Origin of the sequence: Streptomyces sp. NPDC004126 (genome assembly GCF_050275515.1) — a bacterium.
Classification (GTDB): Bacteria; Actinomycetota; Actinomycetes; order Streptomycetales; family Streptomycetaceae; genus Streptomyces.
On the sequence record NZ_JBNNPF010000026.1, the window covers coordinates 1 to 25,956 of the forward strand.

Here is a 25,956-nt window from a genome sequence, read left to right on the forward strand (position 1 = left end):
CCGGCGAGGCTATACATAGCCCCGCCGGCGTTTGAGGCGACGGGCGCGCAGCGCCCGTACGGGGTCAGGGGCAGCGCCCCTGGGAACGGTGGAAGGGTAGGTAGGGGACCGCACCGCGCAGCGGCCCACCCACCCACAGAGACCCACCGGCACCAGCCACCCAAGCCGGCCCCGCCCCACACCCGACGGACGGAGTCCGGCGCAGCGGCGCGAAGCCGGTGAGGCCCCCTAGGGCCGAGCCGCGCGAGCGGCGCATTAAGAAGGGGCGTTCTCCGGGTGGTGGCAGGCCGTCTGGTGGCCCGGCTTGATCGTCAGCAGCGGCGGATCCTGCTTCGCGCAGACCTCCGTCGCCTTCCAGCACCGCGTGTGGAAGCGGCAGCCGGCCGGCGGGGAGATCGGCGAGGGGACGTCGCCCTTGAGCAGGATGCGGCCGCTCTTCGCCCCGCGCCGCCTCGGGTCCGGGACGGGGACCGCGGAGAGCAGGGCGTTCGTGTACGGGTGCATCGGGGACTCGTAGAGCGACTTGCGGTCCGCCAGCTCCACGATCTTGCCGAGGTACATCACCGCGATGCGGTCCGAGACGTGCCGGATGACCGACAGGTCGTGCGCGATGATCACGTACGTCAGGCCGAGCTCCTGCTGGAGGTCGTCCAGCAGGTTCACCACCTGCGCCTGGATCGACACGTCCAGCGCCGACACCGGCTCGTCCGCGACGACCAGCTTCGGCTTCAGGGCCAGGGCGCGGGCGATGCCGATGCGCTGGCGCTGGCCGCCGGAGAACTCGTGCGGGTAGCGGTTGTAGTGCTCCGGGTTCAAACCGACGAGCGAGAGGAGGCGCTGGACCTCCTTCTTGACGCCGCCCTCGGGCGTGACGCCCTGGAGCTTGAAGGGGGCCGAGACGATCGCGCCGACCGTGTGGCGCGGGTTCAGGGAGCCGTACGGGTCCTGGAAGATCATCTGCACGTCGCGGCGCAGCGGGCGCATGCCGGCCACGCCGAGGTGGGTGATGTCCTTGCCCTCGAACTCGATGCGGCCGCCGGTCGGCTCCAGCAGCCGCGTGATGAGGCGGCCCATCGTCGACTTGCCGCAGCCGGACTCGCCGACGACGCCGAGGGTCTCACCCCGCCGGACGTCGAAGTCGATCCCGTCGACGGCCTTGACGGCGGCGGTCTGGCGGCGCAGCAGGCCCTTGTTGATGGGGAAGTGCTTGACCAGGCCGGTGACCTTCAGCAGCGGTTCCGCCTCGGTGACGGCCGTCGCGCCGGCCGAGTCCTGGGCGGCGGTGTCCTTGTTCATGTCCGTCACAGCTTCGGCGCAATCTCTTCGGTCCAGATCCGGGTCCGCTCCTCCTGCGACATGTGGCAGGCGGACCAGTGCCGGCTGTCGTCCTGGGTCAGCTCGGGCCGCTGGGTGCGGGTGATGCCCCCCTTGGGCACGTCGGCGTAGGGGCACCGGGGGTTGAACGCGCAGCCGCTCGGGATGTTGATGAGGCTGGGCGGCGAGCCCTTGACCGGGATCAGCCGCTCGGTCTGGTCGCGGTCGATGCGCGGCATGGAGCCGAGCAGTCCCCAGGTGTAGGGGTGGCGGGGCTCGTAGAAGACCTTCTCGGCGGTGCCGCGCTCGACGCACCGGCCGCCGTACATCACGAGGATCTCGTCGGCCATCTCGGCGACCACGCCGAGGTCGTGCGTGATCATGATGACCGCGGAGCCGAACTCCTTCTGCAGGTCGCGGATCAGGTCGAGGATCTGCGCCTGGACGGTGACGTCCAGGGCGGTGGTCGGCTCGTCCGCGATGAGCAGTTCGGGGTTGTTGACGAGCGCCATCGCGATCATCGCGCGCTGGCGCATGCCGCCGGAGAACTCGTGGGGGTACGCGTCCACGCGCCGGTGGGGCTCCGGGATGCCGACGCGGTCGAGCATCTCGACGGCGCGGGCGCGGGCCTTCTTCTTGTCGACGTCGTGGTGGGTCCGGTACGCCTCGACGATCTGCTTGCCGACCGAGTAGTACGGGTGCATCGCGGACAGCGGGTCCTGGAAGACCATCGCCATCTTGCGGCCGCGGAGCCTGCGCACGTGGTCGGCGTCGGCGCTGACCAGGTCCTCGCCGTCGAGCACGACCCGGCCGGAGATGTCCGGGCGGCTGCGGGCGTTGCCGGTGCGGTGCAGGCCCATGATGGCCAGCGAGGTCACCGACTTGCCGGAGCCGGACTCGCCCACGATGCCGAGGGTCTTGCCGCGCTCCAGGTCGAAGCTGAGGCCGTCCACGGACTTGACCAGGCCGTCGTCGGTCGGGAAGTGGACCTTGAGGTCGCGCACGGAGAGGAAGGGGGCCGCGTCGGACGCGCCGCCCTGCTCGGGCACGAAGGCCGGCTGGTCGGAATCGTTCTTGGTCACGTCAGCCTCACGCGCGGGTCGATGACGGCGTACAGCAGGTCCACGATCAGGTTGGCGAGGACCACGAACAGGGCGGCGAGCAGGGTGACGCCCATGATCACGGGAAGGTCGCCGGCGCTGATGGCGGCGACCGCTGCCGTGCCCAGGCCCTGGAAGTTGAAGGTGGTCTCGGTGAGCACCGCGCCGCCGAGGAGGCCGCCGAGGTCCAGGCCGAACATGGTGACGACCGGGGTGAGCGTGGAGCGCAGGGCGTGCTTGCGGATGACCACGCCCTCCTTGAGGCCCTTGGCGCGGGCGGTGCGGATGTAGTCCTCGCCCATGACCTCAAGCATGGTCGCCCGGGTGATGCGGGCGTAGGTCGCGGCGAAGAGGAAGGCCAGGGTGATCCAGGGCAGGATCATGCTGTTGAGCCAGGCCAGCGGATCCTCTGTTATCGGCTGGTAGTTGGAGACGTCCAGCCAGCCGAGGCTGTAGACGAAGATCGCGGGGGCCACCATGCCGGTGAAGAAGATCGGCAGGGAGACGCCGGCGAGCGCGCCGACCATGACGGTGCGGTCGACGGCTGTGCGGCGTTTGAGTGCGGAGATCACGCCCGTGGCCACACCGGCGATCACCCAGATCACGGCCGCCCCGAGGGCGAGCGAGAGGGTGACCGGGATGCGGTCCATCATGGTTTCCCAGACGGGCGCCTCGGTCTTGAAGGAGTAGCCGAAGCAGGGGGCCGCACAGTGGGTGATCTCGGTGCCGCCGTCGTAGTCGCGGCCGGCGAAGATGCCCTTGACGAAGAGCAGGTACTGCTCGGAGATGGGCTTGTCGAAGCCCATCTTCACGCGGATGCCCGCCAGGGCGGTCTCGTTGGTCTCCCGGCCTGCGTACATGAGCGCGGGATCGCTGCCGGTCAGCTTCGGGACCGCGAAGAAGATGCCGAAGGTGACCACGGAGACCACCAGCAGCGTGGCGGCGACGTTGAACAGCCGCCGTATGAGGTAGACGAGCACTGCAGTCGGCCGCCCGGGGCTGGTGGCCGCCGCCCCTCGTGGGGGCGGCGGCCAGCGCCTGCGGCCTTCACCTGCCCTTCGGACTAGCGCATGTGCGGTGAAGGCACTTACTAACGTGCTGAGTTGCGGTTGCGTGCCCGGCCGCGGACGGCCGGGCTGACTGCTGCTACTGCTTGATGCCCACGGTGGCGAGGTCGATCTTGCCGAAGGACTCGTTGAAGAAGACGTTCGTCAGGCGCGGGTTGTGGTAGACGAGCGCCTTGTCGAAGTTGATCGGCAGGTAGAGCGCCTTGTCCATGACCTTCTTGTTGATCTCCGTGTAGAACGGAGCAGCGGCCTCCGGGGTCGCGGCGGCAGCGGCCTTGTCGAACAGGCCGTTGATCTCCGTGTCGTTGACCTCGGTGTAGTTGTTGTTGCCGTTCGGCAGGATGAACGATCCGTCGACCAGCGGCTGCAGGAAGCCCGCGCCGGAGTTGTAGTCGGCGCCCCAGCCCATGACGATGATGCCGTAGCCCTTCTTCTTCACGTTCTCGGGCGAACCGATCGTGGAGGAGGAGAGCTTGCCGTCGAACTGGTCGATCGTCGCCTTGATGCCGACCTTGGCGAGCGAGGCCTGCAGGGACTCGGCCGTCTTCACCTCGGGGGCGCGGTTGTTGCGCACGGCGATGACGGTCTCGAAGCCGTCGGGCTTGCCACAGGCCTTGAGGGCCTCCTTGGCCTTGGCCGTCTGCGGCTTGCCCTTGGTCAGGCTGAAGGGGTCGTAGGCCTTGTCGGAGCCGGGGACACCGGCCGGCAGCATGTTCGCGCCGAGGTCACCGCTGGTCGGGCCGCCGCGGGCGGTCTGCAGGGACTTCGGGTCGGCCGCGTAGATGACGGCCTTGCGGCACTCGATGTTGTCGAACGGCGCGACCGTCTGCGGGAAGGCGAAGTAGCGGATGTAGCCCGTGAACGGGTTGTCCGAGTTGGCCTTGAGCTTCTCGTCCTTGAGGATCTTGTTCTTCGCGGCCTGCTGGACACCGGTGCCGTCGACGGCCATGTCGATGTCGCCCGAGAGCAGGCGCTGGTCCATGTCGTCCGGGTTGGTGGTGACCGTGAAGGAGACCTTGTCCGGCAGACCCTTGCGGATCGGGTCCGTCTTCGGGTCCCAGTTCTCGTTGCGGACGAAGGTCGCGCCCTTGCCGGCGGTGAAGCTCTCGACCTTGTAAGGGCCCGTGGAAACGGGCTTGTTGGTGTACGTGGCACCCGTGTCCTTGCCCGCCGGGACCGGCGAGGAGGACGGCATGGCCAGCAGGTAGCTGAAGTCGGAGTTGGCGCTCGCCAGGTTGAAGACGATCGTCTTGTCGTCCGGCGTCTCTACGGTCTTCAGACCCATCTTGTTCGGGTCGGTGTCCTTGTACGGGCCGGGGTACTTCTGGCCCTGGTCCAGGAGGTCGATCAGGTAGGTCGGGCCGCCGGACAGCACGTCCTGCGCGAAGACGCGCTCGACGCCGTACTTGATGTCCTTCGAGGTGATCGGCGTACCGTCCTCGAACTTCACCCCGTCCTTGAGCTTCAGGGTGTAGGTCTTGCCGTCGTTGCTGATGACCGGCAGGGCCTCGGCGAGGTCGGGGACGACCTTCGTGCCGTCCTTGCCCGGCTTGGCGTCGTAGGCCAGCAGGCTGCGGACGTAGAGGCGCTGCATGTTCCAGACGAAGCCGTAGTAGGCGCGCGCCGGGTCGAGGTAGTCGACGTCCTGCGGGGACCAGAGCTTGAGCTCGCCGCCCTTGGCGTCGGAGGGGTTGATCACGGCGGTGGCGGCGCCGCTGTAGCCCTTGCCGCTGTCACCGTCGGCCTTGTCGTCCTTCTTGGCCCCGTTGTCACCGCACGCGGCGGTCATCGAGAGGGCGGCGATCACGGCGGCGATCGCGAGGGCCTGCTTTCTGCGGGTCACGGTTGTCCAACCTCCATAGGTGGTGAATCGAAGAAGCGGTTCAGCTGCCCTTGGGGTCGAGTGCGTCACGCAGCCCGTCCCCGAAGAGGTTGAACGCCAGGACGGTGATGAAGATCGTCATACCGGGAACCACCATGTACATGGGGTCGTCCTGGTAGATGGGGACGGCGTCGGAGAGCATCTTTCCCCAGGAAGCGGTGGGCGGCTTGACGCCGGCGCCCAGGAAGCTGAGGGCCGCTTCGGTCAGGATGTTGGTCGGAATGATCAGCGTGGCGTACACGAGGATCGGCGCGACCAGGTTGGGCAGCAGCTCCTTGAGGAGGATGTAGCCCCGCCCGGCTCCGAGGCTGCGCGCGGCCTCGACGTACTCGCGTTCCCGCAGGGAGATCGTCTGGCCCCGGACGATGCGGCCGATGTACGGCCAGCCGAAGAAGCCGATGACGAGGATGAGCACGCCCATCCGGACGCCGGAACCCTCGAACCCCCAGACGGAGTTGGGGACCACGGAGACCAGGGCGATGGTGAACAGCAGCTGGGGGAAGGCCAGCAGCAGGTCCATCAGGCGGCTGATGATCCCGTCCACCCAGCCGCCGAGGAAGCCGGCGAGGGCGCCCAGGAGGCTGCCGAGGACGACCGAGACGAAGGCCGCCAGGAAGGCGACGACCAGCGAGATGCGGGCGCCGTAGACGATCCGGCTGAACACGTCGCGCCCGTTGGTCGGTTCGACGCCCAGCAGGAAGTCGGAGCTGATGCCGCCGAACGAGCCGAGCGGCGTGCCCAGGTCCGGATCGATCATGTCCTCGTGGAACTCGTTGGGGTCGTGGCCCAGCAGGTTCACGATCAGCGGCGCGAAGACCGCCACCAGGATCAGGAGGATCACGATCACGCCGCCGGTCAGCGCGACCTTGTCGCGCTTGAGCCGCATCCAGGCGATGCGGCCGGGCGAGCGGCCTTCGATGGCCTTGGCAGGGACTTCGGCTACGGACACGGGTGCGGGTGTTTCCGCGCTCGTGTCGTGCAGTGGTGCCGTCATCGTGGTGGGGACCCCTCTCGGCCGACGGGTGGGTCGGCCCATGCCCGCCGCTGTGGCGGCGTTGGTGCGGAGTGGCGCTCCAGTGCTCGGGGCACGTGAACGCGTACGAGGTGCGAGGTGCTGGCAGTGCTGGCAGTGCGGCCGTGCTGTGGGTGGAGCAGGGTGCGGTGCGTGCGGTGCGTGCGGTGCGGTGCAGCTGAGGTGCGGGAAGTGCGGAAGCGCCGCGTCGGGACGAGCGGCGAGGTCCACGTGCCGAGCCGCGCCCTGGAGGACTGACCGGCTCTTGGGTGGGGAGTCTTCATCGGGCGCTCGACCAGCCGCCAGACCCGCAGATGAATGGATGCGCAACCGTGATCTGAGGCCCGTGTTCCCGTTATCCGGACTCCGCTCACGGCTCAGCGGAGCAAGACCGTCCGTTCGGTACGCAAACGGACATCACGGTCAACTCCGGGGACTAGTGCGCCAATTGGGCGCTCACCTGGGGCGATATCCGGACAAGACGAAGGCCGCCGGGAACCGTGGTTCCCGGCGGCCTGGTGTCCGTCGGAGGGGGTCGTCCCAGAGTGCGAACGCACCCCGGGAATCCCTGTAGGAAGCTCGGGGAACGCGTCCCCGGAGCGCCCGCGGGGGCTCAGTAGGCGGCTGCCTGCCCCTCGCGGTCGTAGAACGGCCTGGTCTGCGCGCGCAGCCACATCGCCACCGGGTCGTGCTCGTCCGCGAGCGCGACCGTGCACACCGGGACCCCCTCGGGCACGGCGCCGACCGACTGGCGCATCATCTCGCGTACGGATTCCAGCGCGGGCGGCGAGGCGTCGTACAGGTCGAGCCCCACCGCGAGGTACGCGGATCCCAGCGAGGGCTGCACCCAGGCGCGGCGCAGCGACCTCACGGCCGGTGTGCGGTGCGCGTGCTGGGTCAGCAGCCCGTAGAACTGCGGGAGCTCCAGGGACGGCTCGGACAGCCGCAGCGGCCCCGCCGGCATCCGGTCCAGGCCGGTGGCGACCCGGCGCAGGTCGGCCCAGGGAATGCCGAGGCCGCCGCCCTGGGCGTGCGGGTTGACCCACAATCCCCAGCGGTCCGGGTAGAGGGCGCGGGCGATGTCCCGGCCCGTGACCACCTCGTAGCCGCGGTTCCAGCCGCTCGCGGCCAGCTCCTGCGGGGAGGTCACGCAGGGGGCGTAGCCCAGTCCCTCGACCTCCATGCCGCCGTACTGGGCGTCCGGTGAACCCGGCTGCCCCTGCCACAGGAGCATCCACAGCCTGCCCTCGGCGAGGGCGTGCAGGAATGACTCATAACTCTCATAGCGCCCGGGAGTCACCTGGCGCAGCATGTGCTCGACCTGCCCGGCCGCGGCCGTGCCTGACGCACTCACCCGGTACCCCTCTTCGTCTTCGTCCGCCCGTCGTCCACACGTCCCGACCAGCTTAAGCGGCGCTACGGGAGGTAGAAGGGGCGTACGCGCTCACGAATCCACTCCGTGACCGGGTCCTCGGCTGCGTCCAGCAGGATCAACTGCACCGGCCAGGGCGCCGGTACGCGGCCCAGGGCGCGGCCGAGCGCCTCCAGCGGGGCGGCGCGCAGTTCGGGATCCCATCCCAGCAGGCGGACACCGATGTAGAGCTGGGGGTCGCCGCCCTCGACGCTGGCGAGGCAGCGGTGGGCGGCCGCCACGACTCCGGTGGCCCGGAACTCCTCGGCCGCGGCGGCGAGGAAGTCGACCGGGTCGTCCTGCCAGTCGGGCTCGAAGAGCCGGACGCGGGCGCCGGCGGCCGGGCCGTCGAGCTCGGTGCGGCCGGCGCGGCACAGCTCCGCGACGGCGGCCGGGGGGAGCGGGACCCCGGCGGCGCCCTCGGGGTTCACGGCGATGCCGAGCTGCGGGGGCAGGCCGCGGGCGAACTCGACGGCGGGGGCGACCGCGAAGTCCATGGCGGGGCCGGCGGCGATGCGGAACTGGGCCTCCGAGCTGTAGACGGGGACGTACGCGGCGCCGTCGATCAGCATCGTGGGGAGGTCGAGGGAGGCGCTGTCGGGGCCGCCGCCGTTGGGGAGCGGCACCCAGAGCCGGCTGCGGCCGAGCGCGTCGATGATCCGCGGGCCGGCGTCCGCCTGGCCGAGCGCCGCCCCGAGCACCTGCTCCAACTCGTTCGCCGGCCAGCCGTTGCCTTGCGCCTGCATCTGCCGTGCCTCCGTGTGGTTCCGCCCTGTGTGGCCCCGAGGCTATCGGGGCCGGGGCACGCCGTGGACCCCCGGTCCGGTGCGCGGGGTACCGCTGCGCGGCACACCGCCCCGCCCGGCACGGCAGGGGCGTCAGGGGCCGAACGTGATCCGGGTGACGGCGGCAGCCGAGCGGCGGTCCAGGAGGGTGACCGAGGCGCAGCCGCGCGGGGTGCGGCCCGCTTCCGCGGAGCGCAGGAGGCGGGACACCGCCCCCCGGTGCCGCGCGAAGGCGTACGCCGACACCCGCCGCCCCCGGACCGCCTGCCCGGACAGCGCCTCCTCGGGGGTGGTGTCCAGCAGCAGCAGGTGCAGCCCCCGCCCCCGCCTCCGGGCGACGGCGGCCAGCAGGCCCCGCACCCACGGCTGGGTGCCGCAGTCGTGGACCACCACAGAGGCGCCGGAGCGCAGCTCGCGCCACAGCCCCCCGTAGTGCGCGGCGCGGACCAGCGGCCGGTACACCGCGTACGGCAGGCCGGACGGCATCCGGCGCTCCCAGCGCTCGCGGGTGTCCTGCGAGTCGATGGCGGCTTCGGCGGCCCGCTTGATCAGGGTGCTCTTGCCTCCGCCGGGCAGCCCGGACACCACCACGATGTCCCCGGCGGCGTAGCTCAGCCGGTGCGGCCGCGCGGGGCGTCCGCGCAGGTCGCGGACGGTGCCGTCGGCGGCGGCCACGGGCCGGGCGGTGTTCCGCCGCGCCGTGGCCGCCCCGACCGCGCCTGTAGTCGTCGCCACTCCGAGTCTCCGCACAGTGATCGTCTCCCCCGAATCGGGCCGCGAGGGCCCCCTGCCCGCCCTGTGTAAAGAGACGGTAATCCGACGGCCCCGGTTGCGGCCGGGCGTTCCACAGCGCGGACGGCCCGGTCACTCGCCGGCCCCGTCCGGACCGCACGTTCTTTCGGGCCCCACTGCCCTCCCGCGCCCGTCCCGTGCAATGATGTGCGCCATCTGGACACCAAACTGCATACCGGCCGCTTGAATCCGCGCGGGAGAGTCCCGGCAGGCCGCGAGGCCGTGCCCGGGCGCCGAAGGAGCAAGTACCTCCCTTGAATCTCTCAGGCCCCGTACCGCGTGGATGAGGCAGATCTGAAAAGCGAGCCCCGCCGCGTCCGTCCCCGACGGCCGCCCGGCGCGTGCTCCACCCAAGGTGCAAGTCGGCGTTCCCCCTCCGGGAACTCTCGGCGAACCTCTCAGGTTCCGATGACAGATGGGGAGGATCCTCCTCGTCATGTCATGCCCTGGGACCCGGGAGCCACACCCATGAGCACTGCCCCCCGCCTGACCGCGCTCGACGCGCTGCACCGATCGCTCGGTGCGACCATGACCGACTTCGCGGGCTGGGACATGCCGCTGCGCTACGCCAGTGAGCGCGACGAGCACAACGCCGTGCGCACCAAGGCCGGCCTGTTCGACCTGTCCCACATGGGCGAGATCACCCTGACCGGCCCGGAGGCCGTGAAGGCGCTGGACTACGCGCTCGTCGGGAACATCTCCACCGTCGGCGTCGGCCGCGCCCGCTACACGCACATCTGCCAGGAGGACGGCGGGATCCTCGACGACCTGATCGTCTACCGCCTCGGCGAGACCGAGTACATGGTCGTCGCCAACGCCTCCAACGCCCAGGTCGTGCTGGACGCCCTCACCGAGCGCGCCGCCGGCTTCGACACCGAGGTCCGCGACGACCGTGACGCGTACGCGCTGATCGCCGTCCAGGGCCCGGAGTCCCCCGGCATCCTGAAGTCCCTCACGGACGCCGACCTGGACGGCCTGAAGTACTACGCCGGCCTGCCGGGCACCGTCGCGGGCGTGCCCGCGCTGATCGCCCGTACCGGCTACACGGGCGAGGACGGCTTCGAGCTGTTCGTCTCCCCCGAGCACGCCGTGGCGCTGTGGCAGGCGCTGACCGAGGCGGGCGAGGACGCCGGTCTGGTGCCGGCCGGCCTGTCCTGCCGCGACACGCTGCGCCTGGAGGCGGGCATGCCGCTGTACGGGCACGAGCTGACCACCGCGCTGACCCCCTTCGACGCCGGGCTGGGCCGGGTCGTGAAGTTCGAGAAGGAGGGCGACTTCGTCGGCCGTGCCGCCCTGGAGGCCGCCGCCGAGGTCGCCGCCACCAAGCCGCCGCGCAAGCTGGTCGGCCTGGTCGCGGCGGGCCGCCGCGTCCCGCGCGCCGGCTTCCCCGTGGTCGCGGGCGGCGAGGTCATCGGCGAGGTGACCTCCGGCGCCCCCTCCCCGACGCTGGGCAAGCCGATCGCGATGGCGTACGTCGACGCGGAGCACGCCGCGCCCGGCACCTCCGGCGTCGGCGTCGACATTCGCGGTACGCATGAGCCGTACGAGGTCGTGGCCCTGCCCTTCTACAAGCGGCAGAAGTAACCCTCGTACCGGGTCCCCCCGTCTCAGCACGCAAGACCACCGTTCGTATCCACCTCCCCGCATCCAGGAGAATCAGGTCATGAGCAACCCCCAGCAGCTGCGTTACACCAAGGAGCACGAGTGGCTGTCGGCCGTCGAGGACGGCGTCGCGACGGTCGGCATCACGGAGTTCGCGGCCAACGCGCTCGGTGACGTCGTCTACGCCCAGCTCCCCGAGGTCGGCGAGACCGTCACCGAGGGCGAGACCTGTGGCGAGCTGGAGTCGACCAAGTCGGTCAGCGACCTGTACTCCCCCGTCTCCGGTGAGATCACCGAGTTCAACCAGGACGTCGTGGACGACCCGTCGCTGGTGAACTCCGCCCCGTTCGAGGGTGGCTGGCTGTTCAAGGTGCGCCTGTCGGAGGAGCCGAAGGACGCGCTCTCCGCCGACGAGTACGCCGCGCTCACCCACTCCGACAACTGACACCCCAGGGGCCCTGAATGTCCGTTCTGAACACCCCCCTCCACGAGCTCGACCCCGACGTCGCCGCCGCCGTCGACGCGGAGCTCGTGCGCCAGCAGTCGACCCTGGAAATGATCGCGTCGGAGAACTTCGCTCCGGTCGCCGTCATGGAGGCCCAGGGCTCGGTCCTGACCAACAAGTACGCCGAGGGTTACCCGGGCCGCCGCTACTACGGCGGCTGCGAGCACGTCGACGTGGTCGAGCAGATCGCGATCGACCGCATCAAGGCGCTGTTCGGCGCCGAGGCCGCGAACGTCCAGCCGCACTCGGGTGCGCAGGCCAACGCCGCCGCGATGTTCGCGCTGCTGAAGCCGGGCGACACGATCATGGGCCTGAACCTGGCCCACGGCGGTCACCTGACCCACGGCATGAAGATCAACTTCTCCGGCAAGCTCTACAACGTGGTCCCGTACCACGTCGGCGAGGACGGCCAGGTCGACATGGCCGAGGTCGAGCGCCTCGCCAAGGAGTCCAAGCCGCAGCTGATCGTCGCCGGCTGGTCCGCGTACCCGCGCCAGCTGGACTTCGCCGCGTTCCGCCGGATCGCGGACGAGGTCGGCGCGTACCTGATGGTCGACATGGCGCACTTCGCCGGCCTGGTCGCCGCGGGTCTGCACCCGAACCCGGTGCCGCACGCCCACGTCGTCACGACCACCACGCACAAGACCCTCGGCGGTCCGCGCGGCGGCGTCATCCTGTCGACTCAGGAGCTGGCCAAGAAGATCAACTCCGCGGTCTTCCCGGGCCAGCAGGGCGGTCCCCTGGAGCACGTGATCGCGGCCAAGGCCGTCTCCTTCAAGGTCGCGGCCTCGCCGGAGTTCAAGGAGCGCCAGGAGCGGACCCTGGAGGGCGCGAAGATCCTCGCCGCCCGCCTGGTCCAGGACGACGTCAAGGCCGTGGGCGTGGACGTCCTCACCGGCGGCACCGACGTGCACCTGGTCCTGGTCGACCTGCGCAACTCGGAGCTGGACGGCCAGCAGGCCGAGGACCGCCTCCACGAGGTCGGCATCACGGTCAACCGCAACGCCATCCCGAACGACCCGCGGCCGCCGATGGTCACCTCGGGCCTGCGGATCGGCACGCCGGCCCTCGCGACCCGCGGTTTCGACGCCGAGGCCTTCACCGAGGTCGCCGAGATCATCGCGCAGGCGCTGAAGCCGAGCTACGACGCCGCCGACCTCAAGGCGCGCGTCTCGGCCCTGGCCGCGAAGTTCCCGCTGTACCCGTCGCTCTAGGCACGGTTTCGGGGGCCCGGCCTTGTTCTCCACAAGGCCGGGCCCTTTTCGTGGCCGGAATCCGGCACCGGAACGCGATCCGGCTCACGTCTGACGGCCCCGTCCGTGAGGCGAACCGTTCATCTCCACGCGTTACGCTCGTCTGCCGGACAAAATCCGCAGATCCCCCCGTCTTGATCACCACACCCCTGCCCCCTCTCCACCCCACGAGCAGACAAGGGAGTCCGCCAGTGGCCATCTCCGTCTTCGACCTCTTCTCCATCGGCATCGGCCCGTCCTCCTCCCACACGGTCGGCCCGATGCGTGCGGCGCGCATGTTCGTGACGCGGCTGAAGAAGGACGGCGTCCTCGCCCAGACCGCCGCCGTGCGGGCGGAGCTCTTCGGCTCCCTCGGCGCGACCGGCCACGGCCACGGCACGCCCAAGGCGGTCCTGCTGGGCCTGGAGGGCCACTCCCCCCGCACGGTGAACGTCGAGACCGCCGACGACGAGGTGGAGCGCATCCGCAAGAGCGGCAAGCTGCGGCTGCTGGGTGCGGAAATAGGCGGTGCCCACGAGATCGACTTCGACGAGCCGTCCCAGCTGATCCTGCACCGCCGCCGCTCGCTGCCCTACCACGCGAACGGCATGACCCTCTTCGCGTACGACGCCTCGGGCGCGCCGCTGCTGGAGAAGACGTACTACTCGGTCGGCGGCGGCTTCGTCGTGGACGAGGACGCGGTCGGCGAGGACCGGATCAAGCTCGACGACACCGTGCTGAAGTACCCCTTCCGCTCCGGTGACGAGATGCTGCGCCTGGCCAACGAGACGGGCCTGTCGATCTCCTCCCTGATGCTGGAGAACGAGAAGGCCTGGCGCACCGAGGAGGAGATCCGCGAGGGCCTCCTGGAGATCTGGCGCGTCATGCAGTCCTGCGTCTCGCGCGGCATGTCCCGCGAGGGCATCCTCCCGGGCGGCCTGCGCGTCAAGCGCCGCGCCGCGTCCACGGCGCGCCAGCTGCGCACCGAGGGCGACCCGATGATGCACCGCAGCGAGTGGACGACGATCTACGCGATGGCCGTCAACGAGGAGAACGCCGCGGGCGGCCGCGTCGTCACCGCGCCCACGAACGGCGCGGCGGGCGTCCTGCCGGCGGTCCTGCACTACTACGTGAACTTCGTGCCCGGCGCGGACGAGGACGGCGTGGTCCGCTTCCTGCTGGCCGCGGGCGCGATCGGCATGCTCTTCAAGGAGAACGCCTCGATCTCCGGCGCCGAGGTCGGCTGCCAGGGCGAGGTGGGCTCGGCCTGCTCGATGGCGGCCGGCGCCCTCGCGGAGGTGCTGGGCGGCACCCCGGAGCAGGTGGAGAACGCCGCCGAGATCGGCATGGAGCACAACCTCGGCCTGACCTGCGACCCGGTCGGCGGGCTCGTCCAGATCCCCTGCATCGAGCGCAACGGCATGGCGGCCGTCAAGGCCGTCACCGCCGCGAAGATGGCGATGCGCGGGGACGGCAGCCACAAGGTCTCCCTCGACAAGGTCATCAAGACCATGAAGGAGACCGGCGCCGACATGAAGATCAAGTACAAGGAGACGGCGCGCGGCGGCCTCGCGGTCAACGTCATCGAGTGCTGATCCGAAGTGCGCAAATGATCTCCGGTTCGAGGTTTGGACCGAGTTGATCACGCTTGCGAGGGAAGAAGCCGGTCCGGGCTGGTTTCTCGATGATCACGTAGGCCAGTCTGGTCACGCGACGTCGCGACACCCCCGGGCGGTAGGCCAACCGCCACCCCCCTTGCTTTTTTGCGTACTGGAGGCTTCACCATGGCAGGCATCCGCAGCATCCGCGTGATGGCGGCGCTCGCATCGCTCCCCCTCGCCGCCGCGCTCTTCACGGGCACGGCCCAGGCGGACAACGGGGCCGGCGCCGCCGGCACCGCCTCGAACGCCGCCCTCGCCGGGATCCTGGGCAGCGGAGTGGGCGGCAGCAACCTCGGCAACTCCTCCACCGCGCAGCAGGTCGCGTCGGGCTTCGGGGCGTCGAACCAGAACAACGGCGCCCAGGCCAACGGCTCCGGCTTCACCGCGATCGGCCAGTCCAACAACCACGACTCGCTGATCTACAACCCGGTCCCGTAGCGGCCGGCCGCGCGGCCCCGCCGCAGCGTGCCACCGGGCCCGCCCTCCCCCCGGAGGGCGGGCCCTTCGCGTGCCCGCGCTCCGCTCGCGGTGGCCGAAAAGAGGCCCTGCGGCCCGGCGGCTCGGGACCTTCGGCCCCGCGCCGCTCCCCCGTGCCGGGGATAGCGTGCCGGGAGGGGCGCGGGAAGCACCCACGCGCGACGAGAGGCAGCCGCCGATGGCCACCATCACCGAACAGAGACTCCTGCCGCTGCGGCTGGAAGCCGCCCCCCTGTCCGTGCCACTGACCGGCCGGTTCGTCTACCGCACGGACCGCCCGTACGAGGTGGCCGTGGACTTCCGGGGCGCCGGCACGCACCTCGCCCGCTGGGTGTTCTCGCGGGAGCTGCTGCTCGACGGGCAGAACACCGCCACCGGCGAGGGCGACATACAGGTGTGGCCGCGGTGGAGCGGCTCGGAGCCGCGCGTCCTGCTCGGCTTCAGCAACGGCGAGCAGAGCTGCGTGGTCTCCGCCCGCGCCAAGGACGTGCGCGAGCTGTGCCGGCGGATGACCGAGCTGGTGCCGCGCGGGCAGGAACACCGCCACTACGACCTGGACGCCCAGCTGAGCGCGCTGCTGACCTTCTGACGCGGCGGGCACCTCCCGTGGAACCGGTCGCGGCCCGGCGCTGTCTTATGAGATGACAGGCAAGTCCCCGTCTCACGGAACCGGGGAGACATCATGCGTCACCCGCACCGCCGCCGGATCGTGGCCCTCGCCACGGGTGCCCTGCTCACCGCCGGGATCGCGCTCTCCGCGTCGCCGGCCTCCGCAGCCACCACGACCACCCGCACCCAGACGCCGCTCGTCGTCAATGCCCGCTGGGGCGGGCACTGCACGTACGACCGGTTCGTCATCGACCTCCAGGGCTACGTGCCCCCGGTCACCGTCACTCCCGTGTCGGAGCTCGTCTACGACGGCTCGGGACAGCCCGTGCCGCTGGCCGGGAAGTACTTCCTGGAGATCCGCCTGCACCCGGCCGCAGGGCACAACGACGCCGGGCAGAACGTCTACCAGGGGCCCAGGCTCCAGAAGATCTACCTCAGCAAGCTCAAGGGCATGGCCATGACCGGCGACTACGAGGGGTACGTGACCTTCGGCGCCGCCTTCGACACCAAGCCGACCTGGAACACCTCCGTCCTGCACTCGCCCGAGCGGCTCGTACTGGACTTCCCGCACCCCAACACCTGCTGACCCGCTGACGGCCCCGGAGCCGCCCGGCTAGCGGTGTTCGGGGTTGGGGAAGTCGAAACGGCAGCCGGCGTCCCACAGGGAACGCTGGTTGCCGTGGGCCGGCACGCCTCCGGCGCGCTTGAGGAGCGCCGCCAGGTGCATCAGGTTCCACGACATGAACGTGGTGTTCCGGTTGGTGAAGTCGTTCTCCGGGCCGCCCGAGCCCGGGTCCAGGTAGGAGGGGCCGGGGCCGGCCTCGCCGATCCAGCCCGCGTCGGCCTGGGGCGGGATCGCGTAGCCGAGGTGCTGGAGGCTGTAGAGGACGTTCATGGCGCAGTGCTTGACGCCGTCCTCGTTCCCCGTGATCAGCGCTCCGCCGACGCGCCCGTAGTAGGCGTACTGCCCCTGCTCGTTCAGCAGGGAGGAGCAGGCGTAGAGCCGCTCGATGACCTGCTTCATGACGGAGCTGTTGTCGCCGAGCCAGATGGGGCCGCACAGCACCAGGATGTCGGCGTCCATGATCTGGCTGTACAGGACCGGCCACTGGTCGCTCTCCCAGCCGTGGTCGGTCATGTCCGGCCAGACGCCGGTGGCGATGTCGTGGTCGACCGCGCGGATCAGCGAGGTGCGCGCGCCGGCCGATTCCATGACGGCCCGGCTCCGCGCGATCAGGCCCTCGGTGTTGCTGGTCTCGGGAGAGCGTTTGAGGGTGCAGTTCACGTAGACGGCGGAGAGGTCCTCGTACCGGGGGCTGTCGTCGGCGGCCATGCCCTCCACCGTGCCGGGCGCCCGGCGGCCCGGCCAGCGGGCCTGGCCCGTACGGGTGCGCCGGGGGGCGGCCGGGTGGCCGGATCGGTCCGGCTTGTGACGGTCCGTGCGGGCGACTAGGGTCGTCTGGCCTTGGTGTTCGGGAAACCGGTGGGAAACCGGTGCGGCCCTCGCCACTGTGATCGGGAAGTCCGGCTCCACTCTCCACCGCGGGAAGCCACTGGGCCCGCGCGGGAGACCGCACGGTCCCGGGAAGGCGGAGCCAGGGCATCAGTACCCGTGAGCCAGGAGACCGGCCGGGGCGCGTCGTCCATCCACGAGGTGCTGGAGAGGTCTCCCAACCCATGCATATAGCCGAGGGGTTCCTGCCCCCCTTGCACGCGGCCGCCTGGGGCGCCGCGTCCGCCCCCTTCGTCGTCCACGGGGTCCGCGCGCTGACCCGCGAGGTGAAGGCGAACCCGGAGAGCACGCTGCTGCTCGGGGCGTCCGGCGCGTTCACGTTCGTCCTGTCCGCCCTGAAGATCCCTTCGGTGACGGGCAGTTGTTCGCACCCGACGGGCACGGGGCTCGGGGCCATCCTCTTCCGGCCGCCGATCATGGCGGTGCTCGGCACGATCACCCTCCTCTTCCAGGCGCTGCTGCTGGCCCACGGCGGACTGACCACGCTGGGCGCCAACGTCTTCTCGATGGCCATCGCCGGGCCCTGGGCCGGCTACGGGGTCTACCGACTGCTGCGGAAGTCCGGCGCGCCGCTGATGGTGACCGTCTTCTTCGGCGCGTTCTTCGCCGACCTGGTCACCTACTGCGTCACCTCCGTCCAGCTGGCGCTGGCCTTCCCCGACCCGGCGAGCGGCTTCCTGGGCTCCCTGGAGAAGTTCGCGGGCATCTTCGCCCTCACCCAGATCCCGCTCGCCGTCAGCGAGGGGCTGCTGACCGTGCTCGTGATGCGGCTGCTGATGCAGTCCAGCAAGTCGGACCTGGTCCGGCTCGGGGTCGCGAAGCTGACCGGCGGCAGGCAGGCGAAGCCGGAGGCGGCCCTCTGATGAGCAGGAACGCGAAGATCAACACCCTGCTGCTGCTCCTGGTGGCGGCGCTGGCCGTAATCCCGCTCGCGCTGGGCCTCGGCGACGGCAAGGAGGAGCCGTTCGCCGGCGCCGACGCGCAGGCCGAGGCGGCCATCACCGAGCTGAAGCCGGACTACGAGCCCTGGTTCGCCCCGCTGTACGAGCCCCCGTCGGGCGAGGTCGAGTCGGCGCTGTTCGCCCTCCAGGCGGCGCTCGGGGCGGGCGTGCTCGCCTACTACTTCGGCGTCCGCAAGGGCCGCCGCCAGGGCGCGGCGCAGGCCCTCGCCGAGGCCGCGGCATCCGGGGCCCCGCAGGACGCCGAGGACGGGCGGACCCGCCCGACCCCGGAGTCGTAGGCGGTGCTGCCGATCGACGTGGCGGCGCACTCCAGCCGCTGGCGGGGCCGCCACCCCCTGGAGAAGGCCCTGCTGGGGCTCGGGCTCACCGTCACCGCGGTGTGCCTGCCGCCCTGGCCGGGCGGGCCGCTGGTGGCCGCCGCGACCCTGGCCGTGCTGCTCGGGCCGGCCGGCGTGGCCGGGCGGCAGCTGTGGCGGGCCTTCCGGGTCCCGCTGGGCTTCTGCGTGACCGGTGCGCTGCCGCTGCTGGTGTCGGTGGGCGGCCCGGACGGGTTCCTCGCCCTGGCCCCGGACGGGCCCCGGCACGCGGCGGAGCTGCTGCTGCGCACCTCGGCGGCCTCGCTCGGGGTGCTGCTGTTCGCCTTCACGACACCGGTCTCGGACGTGCTGCCGCGGCTGGTGCGGGCCGGGGTGCCGGCGCCGGTGGTGGACGTGGCCCTGGTGATGTACCGGATCGGCTTCCTGCTGCTGGACTCGATGGCCCAGGTCCGGCGGGCCCAGGCGGCCCGGCTCGGGCAGGCGGGCCGGGCGGCGGTGTGGCGTTCGCTGGCCGGGCTCGCGGCGACCTCGTTCGTCCGGGCCTTCGACCGCGCGGCCCGGCTCCAGGAGGGGCTGGCGGGGCGCGGTTACGACGGCGCGCTGCGGGTGCTGGTGCCCGACGCGGCGCTGTCCTGGCGGTTCCTGACGGGGTCCGCCGCCCTGCTGACCGCCGTGGTCGCGGGGACCCTCGTACTGAAGGAGCTGTGGCTGTGACCCCGTTGGTGGAGCTGGTCGGCGCGGGGTACGCGTACGAGGACGGCCCGGCCGTGCTGTCGGGGGTGGACTTCGGCATCGCCGAGGGCCGCGCGCTGGTGCTGCTCGGCCGCAACGGCAGCGGCAAGACCACGCTGATGCGGCTGCTGAGCGGGGGCCTGCGGCCCGGCCCGGGGACGCTGCGGCTCGGCGGCGCCGAGGTGGCGTACGACCGCAAGGGCCTGGTCCGGCTGCGCACCTCGGTGCAGCTGGTGGTGCAGGACCCGGACGACCAGCTCTTCGCGGCCTCCGTGGAGCAGGACGTGTCCTTCGGGCCGATGAACCTGGGGCTGCCGGCGGCGGAGGTCCGCGAGCGGGTGGACGCCGCGCTGGCCGCGCTGGACATCACCGCGCTGCGGGACCGGCCGACGCACCTGCTGTCGTACGGGCAGCGCAAGCGCGCGGCGATCGCGGGCGCGGTGGCGATGGCCCCGCGGGTGCTGATCCTGGACGAGCCCACCGCCGGGCTCGACCCGGACGGGCAGGAGCGCCTCCTGGACGTCCTCGCGGGGCTGCGCGCGGCCGGCACCACGGTGGTCATGGCCACCCACGACGTGGACCTCGCGGTGCGCTGGGCCGACGACGCGGCCGTGCTGACCCCGTCGGGGATCCGCACGGGTCCGGCCGCCGAGCTGCTCGCGGACCCGGAGCTGCTCGCGTCGGCGGGGCTGCGGTCGGCCTGGGCGCCGGTGGTCGGCGCGTTCCTGCGGGCGCGCGGGGTGCTGGCGGACGGGGCGCCGGGGCCGCGGACCCCGGAGGAGCTCGCGGCACTGGGCTCCTAGGATGGCCGCATGTCGCTGCCGCACGCCATCCTCACCGCCCTGATGGAGAAGCCCTCGTCGGGGCTGGAGCTGACCCGGCGGTTCGACAAGTCGATCGGCTACTTCTGGTCCTCGACGCACCAGCAGATCTACCGCGAGCTGGGGCGGCTGGAGGAGGCGGGGCTGATCCGGGCGCTGCCCAGCGAGGTGCCGGTGCGCGGGCAGAAGAAGGAGTACGAGGTGCTGCCCGACGGCCGCGCGGAGCTGGCGCGGTGGGTGGACGAGAGCCAGGACCCGAAGCCGGTGCGGGACGCGCTGCTGCTGCGGATCCGCGCGGCGGCGGTGGTCGGGCCGCAGGGCCTGGGGCCGGAGCTGCGGCGCCATCTGGAGCTGCACCGGGCGCAGTTGGCCGTGTACGAGGCCATCGAGGCGAAGGACTTCCCGGCGGGGCGGGACGCGGACGCGGACCGGCTGCGCCGGCTCGTGCTGCGCGGGGGCATCGCCCTGGAGGGCTTCTGGCTGAGCTGGCTGGAGGAGGCCCTGTCCGAGGTGGAGGCGCTGTCCGGGGCGGAGGGGCCGGCGGCGGCGCAGGAGGGCGGGGCCTGACGCGCCCCCGCCCCGGCGTACGGGGCGGAGGCGGACGCGCCGCGCTTACTTGTTCAGGGACGCCCAGAACTCGTCGAAGCTCATCAGCTTGTCGCCGTCGCTGTCCTTGGCGGCGATCACGGAGTCCGCGACCGCGGCGGTGACGTAGTGGTCACCCATCGCCTTCATGGCCGCGCTGTACTCGTCGGCCGTGACGAAGCCGTCACCGTTCACGTCGAACTTGTCGAACGTCGCCCGTGCGCTCTCGATGTCAGCCACTGGGTCCACCCCTTCTCGGTGCTTGTTGACCGGCTCAGGGTAGCCGCCCGGGGCGCCGGAGGCTGCCGCGGGTCCCGTTCGGGCGGCAGAAAGATATTCAATTACCCGCGCGTAAGCCGCCGGAACGGTTCGACGGATAGACGGAACCGATAATTCCAGCCAACGGATCCGCCTACCACTTGTCACGCTCCGGGATTACGGCATAACGTACCGGCATTGCCGCCACACCAGGAGCGCAGGGCTCCCAGGGACATGCGGCAACAAGGGCGATCACAGGTGACGATCACAGCTGACGCATCATTCGAAGTTCTGCCCTTCACCCGTACCTGCCGCCATATCTGGGAAGACGGCGACCATGTGCTCATAGGCGTGAGCCCCGGCAACGGCTACTTCAGCGCCGAGCGCGTGTCGAGTCTCGCCCGGTGGGCCGTGAGCCGGTTCGCGCAGGTCGACTTCGTCTACGCGGACCTCCACGTGGACCGGATGTTCGCCGCCTTCGGCTACACCCCGGAGCACGCGAGCCGACGCGCCTCGAAGGAGATCAAGGCAGTCCGCAGGAGGATCATCAAAGGCGTCGAGGATTCGGGCCCGCAGCACGTCGAGATACGGGTGAGAGCGCTTTCGGAGTTCCAGGAGAACCCCGTCTACCAACTGCTGCACCGGCGCGTACTGCATTTCCTGGAGACCGACGACGCATTCCGCAAGGGATGCGAGGAAATGGCTCAGCATTTCGTCGGCTCGAAGTTGCCCGCAGGTGAATCCATGACGGATTCCCAGTTGCGGGTGTGCTTCGACTACCTGGCCGCCGAGCTGCCCTTCTTCATCGACACCCCCAGCATTCTCGACGTGCCGTCCTCCGTGGCGGCCTACCACGTCAGGATGCCGATGACCGACGTCCTCTTCGCCCGCGGCGGGGGCCTGCGCGCGACCCGCAACCAGGCGTACGCCGTCGTACGCCCCGAAGGGAGTGCCGATGGGCGTCGAGCGGCTTGAGGACGGCGGGGCCCCGGAGCAGCCCCTCCTCGACTTCCCGCTCTCCCGGCGCGGTGACGTCGTACCGCAGGAGTGCTCCTGGCTGCGCGAGAAGGCGCCCGTCGCCCGGGTCCGCACCCTCACCGGGGACCCGGCCTGGCTGGTGAGCAGCCACGCGCTGGCCAAGCAGGTGCTGGAGGACGAGCGCTTCAGCCTCAAGGACACCGCGAACGCCGGGGTGCCCCGCCAGTACGCGCTGACGATCCCGCCCGAGGTCGTCAACAACATGGGCAACATCAACAGCGCGGGCCTGCGCGACGCGGTGATGAAGGCGCTCAGCCCGCGCCGGCCCGGTCTCCGGGAGGCGCTGCGCGCACAAGCCGGGGAGCTGCTGGACGCGGTCGTCGCCGAAGGGGGCCCGGCCGACCTCCGGGCCGGGTTCGCCGACCCCTTCTCCGCGGCCCTGCACTGCCGGGTGCTGGGGGTGCCGTTCGAGGACTGGCGCCGGCTGATGTCCGGGCTGGACGTCGCGTTCATGACCGCTCGCGAGCCGTTCGCCGACTCGGCCCTCAACTGGTACAAGGACGTCGGCTACTTCGCCGACCGGTTCCGGGAGCAGCTGGCGCTGCCCGCCGAGGAGCGTACGGGGCTCCTCGGCACCTTCGCCGGCCTGCGCGAGGCCGACCCGGAGTCGGCCCACCTGACGGACGAGATGTTCGCGACCGTCGCCGTCTCCCTCTTCGGCGCGGGGGCGGTCTCCACCTCCGCGTTCCTGGTCCTCGCGGTCCTCGCGCTGCTCCAGCGGCCCGAGCTGATCGGGTACCTGCGCGCGCATCCGGAGCGCACGGGCGCGGCGGTCGAGGAGCTGCTGCGGTGGAACCTGTCCGTCGGGGACGGCCTGCCGCGGATCGCGCTGGCGGACGTACCGGTCGGGGACGTGCTGGTGAAGGAGGGCGAGCTGGTGCTGGTCCTGCTGGAGGGGGCCAACTTCGACCCGGCGGTCTTCGAGCGCCCCGAGGAGCTGGACCTGGAGCGGGAGGGCGCGGGCGCCCACCTGGCCTTCGGTGCGGGCCGGCACTTCTGCCCGGCCTCGGCGCTGGCCCGGGCGCACGCGGAGACCGCGCTCCAGGTGCTGGTCGAGCGGCTGCCGGGGCTGCGCCTCGCGGTGCCGGCGGAGAACCTGGTGTGGCGCACGGGCTTCATCAAGCGGCTGCCCGAGCGGCTGCCGGTCGCCTGGTAGCGGCCTCACGGACACGGTGTCCCGGGTGCTGTGCGAGCTCCCGGGGCACCGTCGCGTCCGCTACCGGAAGATGCCGGTGTGGCCGAGGGAGTAGCGGCCGGGCTGCGGGTACACGGCGAGGCCGTGGGGACCGCCGCCGACCGGGATGCGGGCCAGCTGCTTGCCGGTGACGGTGTCGATCGCGTAGACCTCGGAGTTGTAGCGGCCGGAGAGCCACAGCACCTGGCCGTCGGCCGAGACCCCGCCCATGTCGGGGCTGCCGCCGTCGGGCAGCTGCCACTTCTTGGTGAGGCGGTTCTCCTTGAAGTCGAAGACGGAGATGCTGCCCTCGCCGCGGTTGGAGACGTACATCTCCCTGGAGTCGCGGCTGACGTACAGGCCGTGGCAGCCCTTGCCGGTGGGCAGCAGCTTGGGGACGTCGAACTTGTCCCCGCTGAGCACCCACATGCCGTGCGCCATCATGTCCGCGACGTAGAAGGTCTTCCCGTCGGGGGAGATCTTGACGTCCTGCGGCATCGCGCCCTCGAAGGGCAGCTTCTGCTGGCCGATCACCTCCATCTTCTCGGTGTCGACCTTGAGCAGTTCGCCGGAGAACTCGCAGCTGACGATGAAGTAGCGGCCGTCCGCCGAGAAGTCGGCGTGGTTGACGCCGAAGCAGGTGACGGGGAGGGTCTTCACCCGGTCCATGGTGTGCGGATCGCGGAAGACCAGCTCGCGGTCCATGGAGGCCATCACGACGGCGTACTTGCCGTTGGGCGTGAAGTACAGGTTGTACGGGTCGTGCACCTCGACGGGCTTGCCGGCCTCGCCGGTGGCCGGGTTGATCGGGGTGAGCGTGTGGCCGCGGTTGTTGTTGACCCAGAGGGTCTTCATGTCCCAGGAGGGCACCACGTGCTGCGGCTGGACGCCGACGGGGATGGTGTCGATGACCTTGTACGTGGCCGGGTCGATGACGGACACCGTGTTGGAGTTGGTGTTCGGCACGTAGACCCGGGACGGGAAGTCCTTGACCGCCGGGGAGAGCTTGTTCGGCCGGTCGGCGGCGTACACGTCGTGGGGGTCGAGCAGCGGGGGCATCCCGGTCAGGCCCGGCGGCACGGCCGGGACGGCCTTGACGGGCTGCCTGGCGGGCCCTTCGCCGAGCGCCTCGGCGGGGGCCTTGTCTGCCGATCCGCAGCCGGCCAGGGCGGCGAGGACCAGACCGGCCAGCAGCACGGTGGCCTTCCGGGGAAGGCGGGTGGTCTTCATGAGGTCAGCAGCTCCGTGGTGGTCACCGCGCGCAGTTCGCGGCGCGCGAGTTCTTCGAGGAGGGGCGGCATCGCGTCGACCGTGTCCGCGTAGCCGAAGTGCAGGCTCACCACCGATCCGGGCCGGATCGTCCCGGTGACGTTGCGGATGACGGCCGCCGCGCCGGGCGAGGTGAAGTCGAGGGAGTCCACGTCGTACGAGAGGACGTGCGGGTAGCCCGCCCGCTGGGCGAGGGTCCGGACGAGGGGGGTGGCGTACTGGGTCTGCGAGGGGCGGAACCAGGTGCCGATGGAGCCGGTGAGCCGCTTGAGGCGCTGGGCGCAGCCGGTGATCTCGGCGTAGGCCTCGGCCTCGGACATGCCGTTGATGGCGAGGTGGCGCTGGGTGTGGTTGCCGAGTTCGTGGCCGCCGTCCAGGATCCGCCGGGCCATGTCGGGGTGTTCGTCGAGCCAGCTGCCGATGGCCAGGACGGTGACCCGCGCGCGGGCCCGTTCCGCCGCGGCGAGTACGGCGCGGGCGGTGGCGGGGTCCCCGTTGCCGTGGAAGGTGAGGGCGACCCGGGGCCGGTCGCGGGGGCCGTGCGCGATCTCGACGGGCTGCCCCGGGATGCGGCGGGGGGCCGGGGCCGCGGGAGCCTGCCCGGCCGGGCGGGCGGGCGGTGCGGGGGTGGCCCGGACGGGTCCCGGCGCCGCCCGGCCGCCGCCCGTGCCGCAGGCCGCGGTGAGGGCGCCGGCGGCGGCCGCCGCCGTGGCGCGCAGGGCGGTACGGCGGTCTGGATAACAGAGCACCCGCCCATTTAAGAGCCGGATCACCCTCAAGGTAATGATTGACCCAATTTGGGACTTTCGTCGGTTGGCCCCACAGAGCCCGGTGTCCGCTATGTGATCAACGATTTACGCAGAGCGGTCGATATTTATTCGTTGATTGCGAGGCGAGTGGCCCATCTCACCTAGGATTTAGGTGGAAACTCTTGGGATATGCACACTTATGTCCGAGTCGGGACTTTTGGCGTTCGGGCCCTCGTCTGCCATAGTCGGAAGCACGGCTTCCCTTTGACCCGAGCGAAGTCACCTCGCCGAGGATCACACACCCCACCGATCCTCGGCGCACCCATGAAACCCCCGTAGCGCCCCACCTCGGCGACAGGGGGTTTCTGGCGTTCCGGGGCCGGTCAGCGGTCGGCGACCCGCATCTCGAACCAGGTGATCTTGCCGCGCGGCAGCAGGTCGGCGCCCCAGCGGTCGGAAAGCTTGTCGACGAGGAACAGCCCCCGCCCGGTGGTGTCCAGCTCGTGGACCGGCATCAGACAGGGCAGCCCGCGCGAGGGGTCGCGCACCTCCACCCGGATCCAGCCGCGCCGCCGCAGCATCCGTAAGCCGAAGGAGCGGGCGCCGGTGTGGCGCACGGCGTTGCCGACGAGCTCCGAGACCAGCAGGACGGCGTGCTCGGAGATCTGCGGCGACAGCCCCCAGAAGCGGATGACCACGCTCTGGGTGAGCCGGCGGGCCGTGCTCGCGGACTCCGGCATGGACGGCAGCGTCACTTCCGCCTCGGCCGGGTTGCCGTACAACTCCAGGGCCCTGAGGCCCTGTTCCTCCTCGACCGCCGCCGTGATCCGTACGGCCGAAGCGCTGCTGCGCTGCCGCGGCTGTTCCACACCCTCCAGGCCCGCCATGCACCCATCATGGACGGCCCGCGCGCCCGTCCGGGCCGTTCCGCAGGAATACACCCCCCGGAACCGAGGATTCCGAGGGGGTGTCCCGGCATATGCGAAAGGCAATCGAGGGCCGCATGAACCACCCTGACCTGGGGTGACGTTCCGCTGCTCGGCGATCACCGTCGGTGGATCATCAGCTCCCCTTAAGGCTGCCTTAAGG

General features: G+C 71.0%; 27 protein-coding genes and 2 riboswitches. Of the genes, 14 read left to right on the forward strand and 13 right to left on the reverse strand.

Annotated features, from left to right (window positions below):
* Positions 1-255: 255 nt before the first annotated feature.
* From ACQKM2_RS23645 to ACQKM2_RS23680, 8 genes are all read right to left on the reverse strand, one after another.
* Positions 256-1,296, reverse strand: coding sequence for an ABC transporter ATP-binding protein (locus tag ACQKM2_RS23645; protein ID WP_427712841.1), 1,041 nt, complete (start codon positions 1,294-1,296; stop codon positions 256-258).
* Positions 1,297-1,301: 5 nt separating this feature from the next.
* Entirely contained in the window at positions 1,302-2,363 is a 1,062-nt protein-coding gene (locus tag ACQKM2_RS23650) for an ABC transporter ATP-binding protein (protein ID WP_427713041.1), read from the reverse strand.
* A 29-nt stretch (positions 2,364-2,392) separates the two neighbouring features.
* Positions 2,393-3,394 (reverse strand): ABC transporter permease, encoded by a 1,002-nt coding sequence (locus tag ACQKM2_RS23655; protein ID WP_427712844.1) that lies wholly within the window; start codon positions 3,392-3,394, stop codon positions 2,393-2,395.
* Between the two features lie 166 nt (positions 3,395-3,560).
* Positions 3,561-5,270, reverse strand: coding sequence for an ABC transporter substrate-binding protein (locus ACQKM2_RS23660; RefSeq protein ID WP_427713044.1), 1,710 nt, complete (start codon positions 5,268-5,270; stop codon positions 3,561-3,563).
* 94 nt (positions 5,271-5,364) lie between these two features.
* Complete coding sequence (locus ACQKM2_RS23665) at positions 5,365-6,357, reverse strand: ABC transporter permease (RefSeq protein WP_427712846.1); 993 nt, start codon at positions 6,355-6,357, stop codon at positions 5,365-5,367.
* 631 nt (positions 6,358-6,988) lie between these two features.
* Positions 6,989-7,729, reverse strand: a complete 741-nt coding sequence (locus tag ACQKM2_RS23670) for an enhanced serine sensitivity protein SseB C-terminal domain-containing protein (RefSeq protein ID WP_042801841.1) — start codon at positions 7,727-7,729, stop codon at positions 6,989-6,991.
* Between the two features lie 62 nt (positions 7,730-7,791).
* Positions 7,792-8,532 (reverse strand): enhanced serine sensitivity protein SseB, encoded by a 741-nt coding sequence (locus tag ACQKM2_RS23675; protein WP_427712848.1) that lies wholly within the window; start codon positions 8,530-8,532, stop codon positions 7,792-7,794.
* 132 nt (positions 8,533-8,664) lie between these two features.
* Positions 8,665-9,327 (reverse strand): AAA family ATPase, encoded by a 663-nt coding sequence (locus ACQKM2_RS23680; RefSeq protein WP_427713045.1) that lies wholly within the window; start codon positions 9,325-9,327, stop codon positions 8,665-8,667.
* A 220-nt stretch (positions 9,328-9,547) separates the two neighbouring features.
* Positions 9,548-9,651, forward strand: a riboswitch (glycine riboswitch).
* A 180-nt stretch (positions 9,652-9,831) separates the two neighbouring features.
* Here ACQKM2_RS23680 and gcvT point away from each other — a divergent pair.
* The 7 genes from gcvT to ACQKM2_RS23715 all read left to right on the forward strand — a co-directional run bounded on the left by gcvT (position 9,832) and on the right by ACQKM2_RS23715 (position 16,035).
* Positions 9,832-10,947, forward strand: a complete 1,116-nt coding sequence (gcvT, locus tag ACQKM2_RS23685) for a glycine cleavage system aminomethyltransferase GcvT (RefSeq protein ID WP_427712850.1) — start codon at positions 9,832-9,834, stop codon at positions 10,945-10,947.
* A 79-nt stretch (positions 10,948-11,026) separates the two neighbouring features.
* Positions 11,027-11,410: a glycine cleavage system protein GcvH gene (gene gcvH, locus ACQKM2_RS23690; RefSeq protein WP_007266695.1), complete on the forward strand. Its 384-nt coding sequence runs from the start codon at positions 11,027-11,029 to the stop codon at positions 11,408-11,410.
* A 17-nt stretch (positions 11,411-11,427) separates the two neighbouring features.
* Positions 11,428-12,684, forward strand: coding sequence for a serine hydroxymethyltransferase (glyA, locus tag ACQKM2_RS23695; RefSeq protein WP_007266694.1), 1,257 nt, complete (start codon positions 11,428-11,430; stop codon positions 12,682-12,684).
* Positions 12,685-12,914: 230 nt separating this feature from the next.
* A complete protein-coding gene (locus tag ACQKM2_RS23700; protein WP_427712853.1) occupies positions 12,915-14,297 on the forward strand; it encodes an L-serine ammonia-lyase in 1,383 nt (460 codons plus the stop codon).
* 189 nt (positions 14,298-14,486) lie between these two features.
* Complete coding sequence (locus ACQKM2_RS23705; RefSeq protein ID WP_362459429.1) at positions 14,487-14,801, forward strand: hypothetical protein; 315 nt, start codon at positions 14,487-14,489, stop codon at positions 14,799-14,801.
* 217 nt (positions 14,802-15,018) lie between these two features.
* A complete protein-coding gene (locus ACQKM2_RS23710) occupies positions 15,019-15,429 on the forward strand; it encodes an SsgA family sporulation/cell division regulator (RefSeq protein WP_427712856.1) in 411 nt (136 codons plus the stop codon).
* 93 nt (positions 15,430-15,522) lie between these two features.
* Positions 15,523-16,035: an AMIN-like domain-containing (lipo)protein gene (locus tag ACQKM2_RS23715; protein ID WP_427712858.1), complete on the forward strand. Its 513-nt coding sequence runs from the start codon at positions 15,523-15,525 to the stop codon at positions 16,033-16,035.
* A gap of 27 nt (positions 16,036-16,062) precedes the next feature.
* Here the strand turns inward: ACQKM2_RS23715 and ACQKM2_RS23720 are convergent, their stop codons facing one another.
* Positions 16,063-16,782 carry a flavodoxin family protein gene (locus ACQKM2_RS23720; protein WP_427712860.1) on the reverse strand — a complete coding sequence of 240 codons (720 nt, stop codon included), beginning with the start codon at positions 16,780-16,782 and terminating at the stop codon, positions 16,063-16,065.
* Positions 16,783-16,898: 116 nt separating this feature from the next.
* Positions 16,899-17,097, forward strand: a riboswitch (cobalamin riboswitch).
* Positions 17,098-17,126: 29 nt separating this feature from the next.
* Between ACQKM2_RS23720 and ACQKM2_RS23725 the strand changes: the two genes are divergently transcribed.
* The 5 genes from ACQKM2_RS23725 to ACQKM2_RS23745 are packed head-to-tail and all read left to right on the forward strand — an operon-like array spanning position 17,127 to position 20,361.
* Positions 17,127-17,825 (forward strand): energy-coupling factor ABC transporter permease, encoded by a 699-nt coding sequence (locus ACQKM2_RS23725; protein ID WP_427712862.1) that lies wholly within the window; start codon positions 17,127-17,129, stop codon positions 17,823-17,825.
* A complete protein-coding gene (locus ACQKM2_RS23730; RefSeq protein WP_427712864.1) occupies positions 17,825-18,202 on the forward strand; it encodes an energy-coupling factor ABC transporter substrate-binding protein in 378 nt (125 codons plus the stop codon). Before ACQKM2_RS23725 ends, ACQKM2_RS23730 begins: the two co-directional genes overlap by 1 nt.
* A gap of 3 nt (positions 18,203-18,205) precedes the next feature.
* Entirely contained in the window at positions 18,206-18,955 is a 750-nt protein-coding gene (gene cbiQ, locus ACQKM2_RS23735) for a cobalt ECF transporter T component CbiQ (RefSeq protein ID WP_427712866.1), read from the forward strand.
* Positions 18,946-19,776 carry an energy-coupling factor ABC transporter ATP-binding protein gene (locus tag ACQKM2_RS23740; protein WP_427712869.1) on the forward strand — a complete coding sequence of 277 codons (831 nt, stop codon included), beginning with the start codon at positions 18,946-18,948 and terminating at the stop codon, positions 19,774-19,776. The genes cbiQ and ACQKM2_RS23740 overlap by 10 nt, the downstream gene beginning before the upstream one ends.
* Before the next feature lie 9 nt (positions 19,777-19,785).
* A complete protein-coding gene (locus ACQKM2_RS23745) occupies positions 19,786-20,361 on the forward strand; it encodes a PadR family transcriptional regulator (RefSeq protein ID WP_427712871.1) in 576 nt (191 codons plus the stop codon).
* Positions 20,362-20,406: 45 nt separating this feature from the next.
* Here ACQKM2_RS23745 and ACQKM2_RS23750 read toward each other — a convergent pair whose 3' ends face one another.
* Positions 20,407-20,619, reverse strand: a complete 213-nt coding sequence (locus ACQKM2_RS23750; protein WP_007266682.1) for an EF-hand domain-containing protein — start codon at positions 20,617-20,619, stop codon at positions 20,407-20,409.
* A gap of 276 nt (positions 20,620-20,895) precedes the next feature.
* On the opposite strand from ACQKM2_RS23750, the gene ACQKM2_RS23755 reads away from it, so the two are divergent.
* Both ACQKM2_RS23755 and ACQKM2_RS23760 read left to right on the forward strand, forming a co-directional pair.
* Positions 20,896-21,612 (forward strand): tRNA-dependent cyclodipeptide synthase, encoded by a 717-nt coding sequence (locus ACQKM2_RS23755; protein ID WP_427712873.1) that lies wholly within the window; start codon positions 20,896-20,898, stop codon positions 21,610-21,612.
* Positions 21,593-22,831: a cytochrome P450 gene (locus ACQKM2_RS23760; RefSeq protein WP_427712876.1), complete on the forward strand. Its 1,239-nt coding sequence runs from the start codon at positions 21,593-21,595 to the stop codon at positions 22,829-22,831. Before ACQKM2_RS23755 ends, ACQKM2_RS23760 begins: the two co-directional genes overlap by 20 nt.
* A gap of 60 nt (positions 22,832-22,891) precedes the next feature.
* On the opposite strand, the gene ACQKM2_RS23765 is transcribed toward ACQKM2_RS23760, so the two are convergent.
* From ACQKM2_RS23765 to ACQKM2_RS23775, 3 genes are all read right to left on the reverse strand, one after another.
* On the reverse strand, positions 22,892-24,079 hold the full coding sequence (locus ACQKM2_RS23765; RefSeq protein WP_427712879.1) for a YncE family protein: 1,188 nt from the start codon (positions 24,077-24,079) through the stop codon (positions 22,892-22,894).
* Entirely contained in the window at positions 24,076-24,867 is a 792-nt protein-coding gene (locus ACQKM2_RS23770; RefSeq protein WP_427712881.1) for a polysaccharide deacetylase family protein, read from the reverse strand. Before ACQKM2_RS23770 ends, ACQKM2_RS23765 begins: the two co-directional genes overlap by 4 nt.
* Positions 24,868-25,250: 383 nt before the next feature.
* The gene (locus ACQKM2_RS23775; protein ID WP_427712884.1) at positions 25,251-25,859 is read right to left on the reverse strand and encodes an ATP-binding protein; all 609 of its coding nucleotides are present in this window, start codon (positions 25,857-25,859) and stop codon (positions 25,251-25,253) included.
* Positions 25,860-25,956 lie beyond the last annotated feature (97 nt).